Raw genomic sequence first — 14,214 nt, forward strand, 5'->3', positions numbered from 1 at the left:
ATGAAAGGTTTACTAAAATTTATTACATGTGGAAGTGTCGATGATGGTAAGTCAACTTTAATTGGACATATGCTGTATGATGCAAAGCTATTATTTGCAGATCAAGAAAAAGCTTTAGAACTAGATTCTAAGGTTGGTAGTCGAGGGGGAGAGATTGATTATTCACTCCTATTAGATGGGTTAATGGCAGAGCGTGAGCAAGGGATCACGATAGATGTCGCCTATCGCTACTTCACGACAGACAACCGTTCCTTTATTGTGGCCGATACTCCAGGTCATGAGGAATATACAAGAAATATGGCAGTAGGGGCATCCTTTGCTGATTTAGCAGTTATACTCGTAGATGCAACGAAAGGTGTGATTTCTCAAACAAAACGTCATGCCCGAATTTGTTCCTTAATGGGAATTAAGCATATCGTATTAGCTGTAAATAAAATGGATTTAATTGGCTATGATCAAAAACGTTTTGAAGAAATTAAACATGATTTTCATCAATTAACCTACGGATTTCATTTAGAAAGTATTCAAGTTATCCCAGTCTCTGCAACAGAAGGGGATAATATTACTAAAAAGTCAGACAATACGCCATGGTATGATGGCAAAGCCTTATTACCTCATTTAGAGGATATCAATGTTACAGATGATGCAGACCAAGAAGAATTTCTCTTACCTGTTCAACGTGTTAGCCGTCCAAACCATACCTTTAGAGGGTTCCAAGGGCAAATTGAAGCAGGAAAGATTAAAGTCGGTGACGAAATTGTTGCTCTCCCGAGTAGAGAAAAAGCTAAGGTGAAAAGCATCCTCGTAACAGATCAAGAAGTAGAGGAAGCTGTCTATGGTCAGCCTGTTACGGTTCAATTAGATCGAGAAGTGGATGTCTCTCGTGGCTGTGTCTTGACTACCTCGGATCAGATTCAAGTTGCCGATATGTTCACCGCAACGATACTATGGATGGATGATACAGAACTAGTGGAAGGGCGTAATTACTTAGTGAAGGTAGGAACGAAATTACTACCTGGAACGGTTATGTCGATTAAGCATAAAATAGATATTAATTCAGGAAAAGAAGTGCCTGCCGATCGTATCTTTAAAAATGAATTAGTAGCGTGCGATATTTCCCTTTCCGAAAATATGATATTTGATACCTTTGAAAATAATGAGTCATTAGGTGGTTTAATTCTGATTGATCGAGTGACCAATATGACCTCTGCCTGTGGTGTTATTAAGCATTCATTACGTCGTTCTACCAATGTAGTATGGCAAGAAACGGATATCACCCGAGAGATTAGAGCACAGCAAAAAGGTCAAAAGCCTCTTACCCTTTGGTTTACTGGCTTATCAGGCTCTGGTAAATCGACACTTGCTAATGAGGTAGAGAAACGTTTAGTTTCAACAGGACATCATACGATGCTTTTAGATGGAGATAATGTTCGCCATGGTTTAAACAAAAACTTGGGCTTCAAGGAACAGGATCGTGTCGAGAATATTCGTCGAATTTCAGAGGTAGCGAAGCTAATGAATGATGCGGGGCTGATCACCTTGACCTCGTTTATTTCTCCATATGAAAGTGATCGTCGTAATGCGAGAGAAATCATTGGAGAAGAATATATCGAAATCTATGTGAGTACACCTTTAGAGGAATGTGAAAAACGAGATGTCAAAGGATTATATAAGAAGGCAAGGGCAGGAGAGATCCCTAACTTTACTGGCATTTCTAGTCCATATGAAGCACCGAAGAACCCTGAGGTAGAAATTGATACAAGTAAGTATTCCCTAGAGGAAGCAACCGATTATGTGGTAAAAGAGATCATGAAATATTTAGATTAGACATTAGAGAAAGCTACTATCAAAAGTAAAATGGTAGTAGCTTTCCTAGGATATACATAACTTTTTTGATAAAACATATGCCCGAAAGGGGTGATCTCCTTCGATGACTCTAGAAATGGTTTTTGTATTATCTATGATTATATTGATGTTTGCGGCACTTTTACTAGAATTGGCAAGGCCTGATATCATTGTTTTCTCGGCATTAGTCATTTTTGTGCTAACAGGCTTATTAACGCCAGAAGAAGCCTTTAATGGTTTTTCCAATCAAGGTATGCTGACGATTGCCCTTCTATTTATCGTAGCAGGGGCTGTACAGAAGCACGGAATCATTGACCGAATAATGAAAAAGTGGTTGAACAAAGGAAAGCATGTAAAAGGATCGATGATTCGTTTTTTTATCCCGTTATCTCTATCTTCTGCTTTTCTCAATAATACACCTATTGTCGTCACCTTTACGCCTATGATCAAAAAATGGTGTGAGGAGAAGGGGATTGCTCCTTCTAAATTTCTAATCCCCTTATCTTATTTTACGATATTAGGTGGAACGATTACATTGATGGGTACCTCTACGAATCTAGTTGTTCACGGGATGTTATTAGATTTTGATCTAGAAGGTTTTAGTCTCTTTCAATTAGCTATCGTCGGAATTCCGATTACGATCGTTGGCTTTCTTTATCTATTCACGGTCGGCTACCAGTTGCTGCCATCTAATCGTGGTTTTCGTGATCAAATTCAGTCCGATACGAAGGAATATATGGCCGAAATGACGGTGAAAAAAGAGTTCCCTCATGTGAATAAATCGGTACAGGAAGCTGGATTGCGTGAATTAAAGGGCTTATATTTAGTAGAGATCATCCGAGAAAATGAACGTATCTCTCCAGTTAAATCGACAACGATTATCAAGGCTGGGGATCGATTAATCTTTACCGGACTTATTTCCACGATTGCAGAGCTACAACATATGAGAGGACTTCAGCTAGAGACAGGCTCCCATTTAGAATTAGATGATTTAGAAAATAGCCATGTAGAATTGGTGGAGGCCGTGGTCTCTCATCAATCATCCTTACTATCAAAATCGATTAAGCAATCCCAATTCCGCTCCAAATTCGATGCAGGTGTCATAGCCGTCCATCGAAATAATGAGCGAATTAAAAGTAAAATAGGCGATATTATTTTACGCCCTGGGGATGTGCTACTTTTGCTAGCGGGTTCTGATTTTATTAGGACTTATCAGCAATCGTCCGACTTTTATGTCGTATCCTCTTTAGATACTCCTTCTAATCTGCAGGGAAATCAAAAGAAAGGTCTGTTTTCCATAGGTGTTTTACTCTTGATGATTTTTATGGTGACGGTCGGTTGGTTAAGTATGTTCAAGGCAATGCTACTTGCCGTCCTCGTCCTGCTCGTTACGAAAACCATTACCGCAGAAGAAGCCAAAAAGAACATTCAATTTCATGTTTTGCTATTAATTGCTAGTGCTTTTGGGATTGGGATGGCGATGACAAAATCTGGTCTCGCAAAATGGATTGCCGATGGTATGCTATCTATAGGCGAGCCTTATGGTATAGTGGTACTTATTTTACTCGTATACTTGCTAACCAATATTTTTACAGAATTAATCACCAATAGTGCTGCGGCTGTCTTGATGCTTCCGATTGGAATTGAAATGGCATCTAGCCTTGGGGTAGATTATATGGGATTTGCTGTCACGATTGCGATAGCAGCATCGGCAAGTTTTATTACCCCAATTGGTTATCAGACGAATTTAATTGTATATGGACCTGGAGGCTATCGGTTCATCGATTATATCAAAGTCGGTACACCTTTGAGCTTGTTAGTAATGATTGTAACGGTAAGTATTGTCAATGTTGTTTGGTTTTAATCACATAATAAAGGTGGGCATAAAAATGAAAAATCATATGTTCGATTTGTTTCAAGTGTGTCTAGACGCAGGAAAAGAAATATTAGATGTTTATGCACAGGATTTTGATGTGGAATTTAAAGAAGATGACTCCCCGTTAACGCTAGCGGATAAGCGAGCACATCAAGCAATAGAAAGTGGATTGGCTAGAATCGATTCATCCATCCCTGTATTAAGTGAAGAAGGAAGAGCTATTCCTTATGAAGAGCGAAAGGGGTGGAAGCAATTTTGGCTAGTGGATCCGCTCGATGGGACGAAGGAGTTTGTGAAGAAGAATGGGGAATTTACCGTTAATATTGCATTAATAGATGATAAGTACCCTGTATTAGGAGTGATTTATGCTCCTGCTTTAGATACCTTCTACTTTGGAGAGCAAGGACAAGGTGCTTATAAGCTAGAAAAGGCATCAGAGCAAGAGATTACTAAGCTTGATGATTTACTAGAAAAAAGCATTCTATTGCCGAGTGTAAAAGATAAGGATGCCATTCATGTAGTGGCAAGTCGCTCCCATATGTCTAAGGAAACAGAGGATTTTATTAATGAATTAGATGGTAACGTGGACGTTGTATCATCTGGAAGCTCACTAAAATTTTGCTTAGTAGCGGAAGGAAAAGCGGATTACTATCCACGATATGCTCCAACCATGGAATGGGATACAGGAGCAGGTCAAGCGATTGTAGAAGCTTCTGGTGGAAGTGTTACAAGACATGAAGATGGAGAGCGATTCTACTATAATCGAGAAGAATTGTTGAATGGTTGGTTTTTAGCTAAAAGATAAAAAGGGTGAAGGTGATAATGATGAAAATAACAGTAGCGGGGACAGGCTATGTCGGATTATCGAATGCGGTTTTATTAGCACAGCATAATGAAGTAATCGCACTAGATATTGTGCAGGATAAAGTAGATATGATTAACAGCAAGAAATCGCCGATTGTAGATGAAGAGATTCAGCAATTTTTAGAGACAAAACCTCTCCATCTCGTAGCAACGACTGATGCTCAAAAAGCTTACCAGGATGCGGAGTTTGTCATTATATCGACACCGACGAACTATGATCCAGACCGCAATTACTTCGATACGTCATCTGTTGAAAATGTAATAGAAACAGTGCTCGACATTAACCGAGATGTAGTAATGGTGATTAAATCTACCATTCCTGTTGGCTATACACTAGAATTACGCAAAAAATATAAGACGAATAATATTATTTTCTCCCCAGAGTTTTTACGCGAAGGACAGGCGTTATATGATAATCTATATCCGTCACGAATCGTTGTCGGAGAACAATCTAATCGAGCAAAGGTTTTTGCCAATCTATTGGCTGATGCAGCGATTAAGGAAAAGATTGATATCCTATTTACAGATTCCACCGAAGCGGAAGCTATTAAACTATTTGCGAATACGTATTTGGCCATGCGCGTTGCATTTTTTAATGAGTTAGATACCTATGCAGAGGTCCGTGGCTTAAATACGAAGCAGATCATTGAAGGAGTGGGCCTAGATCCACGTATTGGGACCCATTATAATAACCCTTCGTTTGGATATGGTGGCTACTGTCTGCCAAAGGATACGAAGCAGCTCCTAGCTAATTACGAGGATGTTCCTAACAATATTATGCAGGCCATCGTAGATGCCAATCGAACACGAAAGGACCATGTAGCAGACAGCATTATCGCCAAAAAGCCTAACATTGTTGGTATTTACCGTCTCACGATGAAAACGAACTCTGATAACTTTAGACAATCTGCTATTCAGGGTGTGATGAAGCGAATAAAAGCAGAGGGGATTGAAGTGGTTGTGTACGAACCTGTATTGCAGGAAGAAAAATTCTATGGATCGAGAGTAATCAAGAATTTTAAAGAATTTAAGGAAATATCGGATGTTATCGTGGCAAACCGACTAACAGATGATATAAAGGATGTTTCGGAGAAGGTTTATACTCGGGATTTGTTTAGTAGAGATTAATGCTGAATGAACTAGATACGCTTAATTAACCAATTGCTCATTCCTTTGAGTAATTGGTTAATTTACATTAACAGACATCTGTAGTGACAGCAACGGATGTAATTCGTAAAAGAATCTACGTTGTGCAAGAAAGGGGGATTTTAATGAGGATTTTTGATGCGCATTTTCATATTATTGATTTTGATTTTCCGATTATCGAAAACCAGGGATACACACCACCTAGCTATGTTGTAACAGATTATCAAAAAGAAACTATGGATTTAAATGTATTAGGTGGAGCCATTGTGTCTGGATCTTTCCAAGGATTTGATCAAAACTACTTATTAAAAGCACTTAAGCAAATGGGAGAGGCATTTTGTGGCGTTACACAATTGCCAGTTACTGTAACTGATGAGGAAATTATTAGCCTACATAACCATGGTGTAAGGGCCTTACGATTTAATATCAAACGAGGTGGTTCAGAAGATTTATCGAAGCTCGATTACTTTGCTAAAAGAGTTTATGATTTGGTTGGGTGGCATAGTGAACTTTACATTGATGCGAAGGATTTATCCGATATTTCGTCAACTATTGAAAAAATGCCTGCTATATCAATTGATCATTTAGGATTATCTGAAGATGGATTACCATATTTATTAAAACTCGTGGATAAAGGTATTAGAGTGAAAGCCACTGGTTTTGGTCGTGTAGAATTGAATATTGAAAATGCCTTAAAAACAATTTATGATATTAATCCTGATGCCCTTATGTTTGGAACCGATTTGCCTTCTACAAGAGCGAAAAGACCCTTTGAGTACAAAGACATTGAATTGATTCAAAATTTATTTGATGAAAAAGCTGCCGATAAGATATTGTATAGGAATGCTTTAGAATGGTACTCGAATTAATTCGAGTACCATCATCTGGGAATATATTTAGATAATAGGCTAAATAGAAAAGATTTATATTACATAATGAAAGGTGTGATCTCTTATGGCATATAAACTAAATGACGGAAATAAAGTAGGTTTTGTTTTACGGAAAAAGTCTATGCAGAGGAGATGTCACATTGAAGTCGGAGAAAGAAAAATTTGAGAAGAAAGCTGACTACAAAATTGGCTAAATGAATTTGAAAACCGTTATCCATCTCAGCATCGCCATGACAAAGGAAAAATAGGTATGAGCGAACGTACGCGGGAGCGGTTTGATAGTCTAGTAGATAAACACCAAGAGTTAGCACTTACAGATACTGCCCACGTTTTTGGAGTGTTTAGAAGGGAAGATGGTGTACACTTAGGTATGGTCGATTTTTCAACTTTAGCTAGAGATGATTTTCAATGGGGAAGAATAGGATATACCATCCATAATCAGTATTGGAGAATAGGTTACGGTAAAGAAGCAGTAGAAGCAGCTGATTACTGCCTTACCAGCCTTGCCATGTTTTTTACCACTGAATGACAAGGAATTTATCACTCATTGCCATTGTGTTTACCAATAAATTTGTAAAGCCCTACAGACATCGTTTCTAATGAGCTGTTGTAGCTTTAAAATAAAATTGCGACGTTTGTAAAAAAGATGCGATGTTTTACCCTTTAGATTTGAGTTGTCCAAAGGGATTTTTACGGTTACTATAAAATCAAGAATTATTCCATTATCGGGTCATATTGTGGAATAGGGAAGGCATGCACTTTCTTGGAGAACTATGGAAATAGGCTTAGGCTACATTTCAGAAGAATAGCCTAAGCCTTTTTGTTTTGATTTTATATAACCATTTCAAACAATAAATCAGTTCAACTAGAACCGGCTCCCAGAGGCTGCTCCCTTCGGTGATATACGTTCAATTTCTGTCAACTCTTCATTTGTAAGGGAAATTTGGGTGGCCTCGAGGTTTTCTTTGACTCGTTCCAACCGTTTGGTTCCTGGAATTGGGACGATTTGATCTCCCTGTGCCAAGAGCCATGCCAATGCAAGCTGGGCAGTCGTATACCCTTTTTGCATAGCCATTTTTTCAATGCGGGAGGCTAATTCTACATTTTTAGTGAAATTTTCACCTTGAAAACGAGAATAATGCTCCTGTGGGTAATCTTCTGATAAATCCTCCAATTTTTTAATCTGACCTGTCAAGAATCCCCTCCCTAGTGGACTGTATGGGACGAGACCAATCCCTAGTTCTTTGAGAAGCGGCAAAACTTCATCTTCCACGTCTCTACTCCATAAAGAATACTCGGTCTCCACTGCGGTTATCGGGTGTACCGCATGTGCGCGTCGAATAATTTCAGCTGGAGTCTCAGAAAGACCAACATAACGAATTTTGCCTTGTTTGACTAGGTCATCTAAAGCACCCATAGTCTCTTCAATAGGAATATTCGGATCGTAGCGGTGCTGATAGTACAAGTCAATGTAATCGACTCCGAGACTATACAGGCTGGCGTCAACCGATTTTTTAACATAAGCCGGATCTCCCTTATAACCTTGATTATGAGTGATCCCAAATTTTGTTGCAATCACAGCTTCATCACGCCTACCCTTTAATGCCTGGCCCAACAGCTTTTCATTATCTCCAAACCTTGCCTGAAGATAACCATCATTTCCGTAAAGGTCTGCGGTGTCAAACAAAGTGACACCATTATCCAAAGCTCCACGAATTGTATCAACAGAAGATTGGTTGTCGGGCATGGTCATCGTACCATGTCCGATAGCGGAAACTTCCAACCCTTCGTTCCCTAGCTTTCGTTTTGGAACGTCTTGATTATTAATCATTAGAATGTCCTCCTTTGATTCGTGATATGCTTTTATCTTAACGAATAAACTTGGCTATAACCACTGCATGTTTATACTATTAATGTTATTAACAGGATTTAAAAATTGCCCATATTAAAACACCTGTATCAACCAGTTAAGTTGAACAAATCATTTTATCTTAAGCAAATTGAAAGCTATACTGGTAATGCAATGAGAAAGGAATGAATCAAGTATTATGCAAAAAAGTGTACATTCTAAGGTATTTGGCCAATTTTTAAAGTCCAGGCGAGAACGGGTTCGGCCTGAAGAAGCCGGTATTCACATGACCTCGGGAAGACGAAGAACTCCGGGTCTGCGCCGGGAAGAGGTTGCTTATCTTAGCCACGTTAGTGTGACGTATTATACATGGTTAGAACAGGGAAAAGACATTCACCCTTCACGGGAGGTTTTAATGAATATTGGCCAGGCGTTACAGCTTAGTCCTGACGAGAAAGAACATCTTTTCAATTTAGCGTATAATGAAGCATTATCATTGCCGAATGAAGAACAATATAATGATTCATTACAAGTCACAATCGACGATTTACCATTTCCATCCTTCATTACAGATCAGCGTTCCAAGGTTATTTTTTGGAATCGAGGGGCCGAAACAATGCTTTTTCCGTTTTCTTCTTGTGCTTCCGAAGAACGGTATTTACTACAACTCCTATTTTTGGAGGAAAGTATTCGGGATCGTATTCAAAATTGGGACGAGTTTTCAACCTATTCGGTTGCAGTCTTTCGGGGCATTTATGACCGCTTTCCGGAGGACCCCATTCTTAATCAACTCGTTGTAAATCTAAAACAGCAAAGCAAGTTGTTTCAAAATCTATGGGAACAGCATCACATTGAGCAGAAGAAGGTTAGTTTTATTTCGATAAATAACGAGCAAGGCCAAACCAATCATTTCCGCATTCATTCCGCTACTCACGTGGATGGAAACGAAGATCTTTTTTGGTGTATGTATGTTCCTGTCTCTTAAAGTACTGTCCACAGCAAATTTTAACGTGTGGTTAAATTCACCCTTGAGCTTCCTCAACGGGCGCGATTGTTGAAGATCAAAGGTAGAAAATAATCAAACTTTATTTTAAACTAACAGCTGTAGGGCTTTAATATTGCTTTCAAATTCTTGATAATTCTTTTTCCATCAAATTAGCAGAGAGTGTCGGTATGGAGTATGAATGTAAAAGAAAAAGGTTTATATTCGAGTTTGGAGAATGGACAGATAATCTAATTTATTATAAAAATTCTAATGAATAAGATTTCATTAGAAAAAGCGATTGTTCAAGGAACAGTCGCTTTTTTACTAACTTGTGGCTTAGTGGAAAATTAAGTCTCAAGCAGTAGGAATGTTGTCCAACAGATGTAATAAATGAAGGATATAAGTGATAACGGACAAAAAGAGTGGAATCGCACCTCAAATTGCCCAATATAAAAAGGTATCGGACAAAAAGAGTGGGCCCGCATTTCAAACTGTCCAATATAATCGGATATTGGCCAAAAGGAGAGGAATCGCATCTCGAGCTGTCTAATATAATCAGATATCAGACAAAGTGAGTGGAGCCGCATCTCAAACTATTTTCGTTCCGTGAATAGTTATTACAATGTTGCTTTTTTGCAACAGACAAAAATCTAAATCAAATAATAAATGATTATAAAAATCCCTATAGCCCCAACAAATAAATAACAATATCCTAAAATCAAACCAGTTTTATTTTTATTTTTTTTCATTATTAAGAAGTACAGACCAGAAATAATATGTAATAATGTGTTTACTATTATTAAAGCTATAAATAGATACAGTTACAATCACTCCTTTATTTAGAACGAAATAATTGCAACCTTCTGTGTCCTTGATACCATTTAAAGTAATTAGCTATCTGGCTGTAATTTCTTTTTGTTTATTCAATGGTAACTCCCGATCTTCAAGGTATAGATTACCCTAGGATGACAAAATCTCCCTCAATCCCGCGATTTCTCCATCTGCATTTCATTCTGTAAAAATTTCCATAATCGTTGCATGCGTTGTAAGTCTGCTTCTGAAGCGCGAGATAATTCTTTTAATAGCCCAATTTGTTTCATAAGATAAACTGTGTCTAGTTCTTCATAGGTTAATTGTAAATCACTGATGGACTGGATATTAGATCTTTTATTATCTTTTAGACCGAGTAAATAATCAGTAGATACATGGAATGTTTCTGCTATCGCTTGAATCGTCTCCAAAGAGGGTTCATTTCTTCCCTGCTCATAATAACCATATGCACTAGTAGATATATTTAATTTTTTTGCCATTTCTTCTTGTTTAATATTATTTTGCTCTCTTAATTCTTTTAATCGTTCTTGAAAAACTAACATTCTAATCTCCTTTTTTGGTGCATTATACAACTTTATCTTGGATGAAAATAAAAATACAACAAAAAGGTGCTGGATTTATTTACAAACAACATTTTGTTGTATATAATGTATATGGCGATTGAAGTCATCTCAGTAAGGGAGATTACCACTTCTTAACAGCAAAGCAGTGAGTTATTAGTAAAAATAAAGATTTTTATAACTGTACTATTTTAGGAGTGAATCATGATAAATGAGTAAGGAGAGTAATGTTGACGATATAGGGGTTTTATTAGAAAAAATAGAAATAATGCGCAGAGAATTATTAGATATTGGCTTTCGAGATGGGTTAACCGCACCTTCTACTTTAGAATATAGCGAATTATTAGATGAAGAAATAAGAATTTATCAAAAGATAATCAAGGATATATAGCTTGCTACATACAGTAAAGCTGGAGTTGTATAGGATTGAATGAATACGGTGTTATGCTTTGCGGTAAAAGGAATAAACCTTGTTCTTTTTCAGTAAACTCTCTCAAATAAAACATTTCCCCTTTTACATATTTTGGGATAAGTGATCCTTTTTTCACTTTGACATCATAGATTAGTGTATATGTCTTTGATTGCTTCAAGAAACTAAAGTAAAAGATTTAGTAGAGGTTGCCTATAACGATGAGGTAATTGATACAGAAGTTCAAAATCTACCCAAATTTGTCAGAATAGAAAATAGGATTTTGATAAAAAAGTTAGGCTTGTACTAAATACTGTCGATCATGTTGCTATTACCTTGCTGCTTGTAGAGATAATCGTAATAATGTTACAACGAAAAAAGATTAATAAAAAGTAGGAAGCAAAAATGAAAACACGTTGATTGGATTAACTCCCCGATCAACGTGTTTTTTTGTAATGTAGGCTTCAGATAGCGAGAACAGGCTGTCTATTTCACCCGACGATATGCTTTGATTACTCTCTAGTTGCATACTCGAGTTCTAGTCAAATTAGTGATAGGCCCTTCGAATAACTATGATTAATATATTAATGTAATGAAACAAATCCTCATTAGCACGTGTAAGGACTTTTAATGGTTGTTTTACTAAAAAAAGCAATTTCCATCTATTGAAAGCAATTTCAGACAAGAAGCAAACAATTTTAAAACAGCACAAGGAGAAAGTGAATGTTATCTTTAATGCACAGATATAATCCCCTGCTTCGAAAATTGACTGACTATATTAAGCAATGAAGCAAGAATAAGGGTTTGACAGATATTGCCTTAGCTGTCTGATCAGGGAGCTTTTATGAAAGTGTTATTACCAATGCTACAAGTGAAAGGATCGATAAATGATGAGGGAGGTAGATTTTTAAAAATAATCGTGGTCTAGCCTAGGTATAATATAATTACGAAAAGTAACTTTTTCAAACAACTTATACGAGGGGTGTGTCTATGGATAAATTTGAAAATTTTCATTTCTTTTATCGAAGAATGGGCGCTAATTTGAATGAAAAAGACTATTTATTTCACTCACAAGATTTTTATGTCCACTCTCATGATTATTTTGAAATTTATATGTTTCATCGTGGTGATTGTAAGTATTTATTAAACAATCAAATTATTCAACTACACGAAAATGATATTATCGTGATGAATGGATCTGCTTTACACGGGCCTGCCCCTAACCATAACGTTCCCTATGAGCGGTCGGTAATCAACTTTTCGCCTGAATGGATAAGGGCCATTATTAATAGATTAAATGTTCCAGAAATATTGACCCCCTTTAACCAGTTAGAAAATATCTTACTACGTGATATTTGTCCCAAAAAGTTTGAGGAGATTCAGGGATTACTAAAAAAGATTCATGAAAAACAATTAACTATGATGAGCCATACCGAGCTAACCATTGAAAGGCGCATGCTAGAAGGTGTCACAACTACTTTGTTAATTGAACTCTTGTTTATTATTTATGAATTAACGAAGACTCAAGTAGTACCCGTTCCTACAGGGAAGAACCACAAGATTATGCAGGTAAATGAGATAATGACTTGGATTGATTATCACTACCATGAAAATCTCTCACTTGATCAAATTTCTGAGCAGCTTCATATCAGCAAATACTATATGTCAAGGATATTCAAAAGTGTCACTGGTATTACCATTATGCAATATATGATGCGACGCAAATTATTGCGTGCCAAATATTTATTGGATATATATCCGGAAAAATCAGTATTAGACGTTGCATTAGAATCTGGCTTTGTTAGTGCTGCCCATTTTAGTCGTAAATTTCGAAAATTTTATTATGTTACACCGTCAGAATATCGTAGTCGAGAAAATAAAGGAGATATGTCTAGTATGCTCAGAAACTATTATGAGCTCTAAGATTTCTTTGTAATAAATTTTTCAAGTATTGTAAGCGGTGCCAAGCGGTAATGTTGCCATGTAATTCAAAAGGAGGGAAAAAATTGGCGAAAGACAAGGTAAGTATGAACCATTCAATGTCGTCAAGTGTCCATGTTCAATCATTGAAAGCTAAGAAAAAGAACAATAGGTGGATTTGGTATGTCTTTTTACTACCGAGCTTTTTAGGTATTTTGTTATTTATGGTCTATCCTATCGTAGAATCATTTCGTTTAAGTTTCTATCAATCTAATGGAACGATCGAGAATTTTATCGGACTTAAGAACTTTCAACAAGTATTAACCTCTACTTCATTTTGGAACTCGGTGTGGAATACTTTTTATATCGCCTTTTTCCAAATTATTATTACGATCCCTTTAGGTTTTATTTTTGCTTCATTAATTAACTCCGTTAAGTTTGGACAAAATTTATTAAAAACTGTTTACTTTTTACCACACGTTACTTCTATCGTTGCAGCAGCTATGATTTTCCAATTCGTTTTACATCCTGATTTAGGGGTGGCAAATTACGCTTTAGAAGCCCTGGGGTTACCTGCTTCTTCATGGTTTTCCGATCCAGCTACCTCAAAATGGGGGGTTATTCTCTTAGCGATTTGGCATTGGATTGGCTTCGTCATTATTATCTGTCTAGCAAACTTGCAGGCTATCTCCCCAGAAATGTATGAAGCTTCTCGCATTGATGGAGCAAACAAATTTCAACAGTGGCTATTTATTACATTGCCTAACATGTCTGGAACATTTGCGTTTCTATTAATTACAGGCTGGATCGGTGGGTTACAACGCTTTAATGAAGTCTATGTGTTAGGTGGCCCGAGTGGTAGTCCGGCAAGGTCCATTCAAACAATGGGAGCCTTTATTTATGAGCGAGGCTTTACTGGTTTTGAGTTTGGTATTGCTTCAGCAGCCACCTACATTATGTTTATCATCATTCTTGTCTTTACCTTTATTAATTTAAAGGTATCAAAAATGAAGCTATAACGAGCGAAAGGGAGGTATTT

Annotated in this window: 12 protein-coding genes; 10 read left to right on the top strand and 2 right to left on the bottom strand. The window is 37.1% G+C overall.

Annotated elements, in window-relative coordinates; all coding sequences use genetic code 11:
* From cysC to DLJ74_RS16545, 6 genes are all read left to right on the top strand, one after another.
* On the top strand, positions 1 to 1,827 hold the full coding sequence (gene cysC, locus DLJ74_RS16520; RefSeq protein WP_109985278.1) for an adenylyl-sulfate kinase: 1,827 nt from the start codon (positions 1 to 3) through the stop codon (positions 1,825 to 1,827).
* Positions 1,828 to 1,930: 103 nt separating this feature from the next.
* The gene (locus DLJ74_RS16525) at positions 1,931 to 3,709 is read left to right on the top strand and encodes an SLC13 family permease (RefSeq protein WP_109985279.1); all 1,779 of its coding nucleotides are present in this window, start codon (positions 1,931 to 1,933) and stop codon (positions 3,707 to 3,709) included.
* 25 nt (positions 3,710 to 3,734) lie between these two features.
* Positions 3,735 to 4,526, top strand: coding sequence for a 3'(2'),5'-bisphosphate nucleotidase CysQ (gene cysQ / locus DLJ74_RS16530; RefSeq protein ID WP_109985280.1), 792 nt, complete (start codon positions 3,735 to 3,737; stop codon positions 4,524 to 4,526).
* 20 nt (positions 4,527 to 4,546) lie between these two features.
* Positions 4,547 to 5,713 carry a nucleotide sugar dehydrogenase gene (locus DLJ74_RS16535; protein WP_109985398.1) on the top strand — a complete coding sequence of 389 codons (1,167 nt, stop codon included), beginning with the start codon at positions 4,547 to 4,549 and terminating at the stop codon, positions 5,711 to 5,713.
* A 143-nt stretch (positions 5,714 to 5,856) separates the two neighbouring features.
* Positions 5,857 to 6,600 carry an amidohydrolase family protein gene (locus DLJ74_RS16540; RefSeq protein ID WP_109985281.1) on the top strand — a complete coding sequence of 248 codons (744 nt, stop codon included), beginning with the start codon at positions 5,857 to 5,859 and terminating at the stop codon, positions 6,598 to 6,600.
* Positions 6,601 to 6,871: 271 nt separating this feature from the next.
* Entirely contained in the window at positions 6,872 to 7,150 is a 279-nt protein-coding gene (locus DLJ74_RS16545) for a GNAT family N-acetyltransferase (protein ID WP_109985282.1), read from the top strand.
* A 336-nt stretch (positions 7,151 to 7,486) separates the two neighbouring features.
* Here DLJ74_RS16545 and DLJ74_RS16550 read toward each other — a convergent pair whose 3' ends face one another.
* Positions 7,487 to 8,452, bottom strand: coding sequence for an aldo/keto reductase (locus DLJ74_RS16550; protein ID WP_109985283.1), 966 nt, complete (start codon positions 8,450 to 8,452; stop codon positions 7,487 to 7,489).
* Between the two features lie 217 nt (positions 8,453 to 8,669).
* Between DLJ74_RS16550 and DLJ74_RS16555 the strand changes: the two genes are divergently transcribed.
* Positions 8,670 to 9,455 carry a helix-turn-helix transcriptional regulator gene (locus DLJ74_RS16555; RefSeq protein WP_109985284.1) on the top strand — a complete coding sequence of 262 codons (786 nt, stop codon included), beginning with the start codon at positions 8,670 to 8,672 and terminating at the stop codon, positions 9,453 to 9,455.
* 980 nt (positions 9,456 to 10,435) lie between these two features.
* Here the strand turns inward: DLJ74_RS16555 and DLJ74_RS16565 are convergent.
* On the bottom strand, positions 10,436 to 10,828 hold the full coding sequence (locus tag DLJ74_RS16565) for a helix-turn-helix domain-containing protein (RefSeq protein ID WP_109985285.1): 393 nt from the start codon (positions 10,826 to 10,828) through the stop codon (positions 10,436 to 10,438).
* A 229-nt stretch (positions 10,829 to 11,057) separates the two neighbouring features.
* Here DLJ74_RS16565 and DLJ74_RS16570 point away from each other — a divergent pair, with 229 nt between their 5' ends.
* The 3 genes from DLJ74_RS16570 (at position 11,058) to DLJ74_RS16580 (ending at position 14,194) form a co-directional block, all read left to right on the top strand.
* A complete protein-coding gene (locus DLJ74_RS16570) occupies positions 11,058 to 11,237 on the top strand; it encodes an aspartyl-phosphate phosphatase Spo0E family protein (protein WP_054860249.1) in 180 nt (59 codons plus the stop codon).
* Positions 11,238 to 12,245: 1,008 nt separating this feature from the next.
* A complete protein-coding gene (locus tag DLJ74_RS16575; RefSeq protein WP_109985286.1) occupies positions 12,246 to 13,178 on the top strand; it encodes an AraC family transcriptional regulator in 933 nt (310 codons plus the stop codon).
* An 83-nt stretch (positions 13,179 to 13,261) separates the two neighbouring features.
* Positions 13,262 to 14,194, top strand: a complete 933-nt coding sequence (locus DLJ74_RS16580) for a carbohydrate ABC transporter permease (protein ID WP_109985287.1) — start codon at positions 13,262 to 13,264, stop codon at positions 14,192 to 14,194.
* The last annotated feature ends 20 nt before the right edge of the window (positions 14,195 to 14,214 follow it).

Origin of the sequence: Gracilibacillus dipsosauri (assembly GCF_003176895.1) — a bacterium.
Taxonomy (GTDB): Bacteria; Bacillota; Bacilli; order Bacillales; family Amphibacillaceae; genus Gracilibacillus; species Gracilibacillus dipsosauri.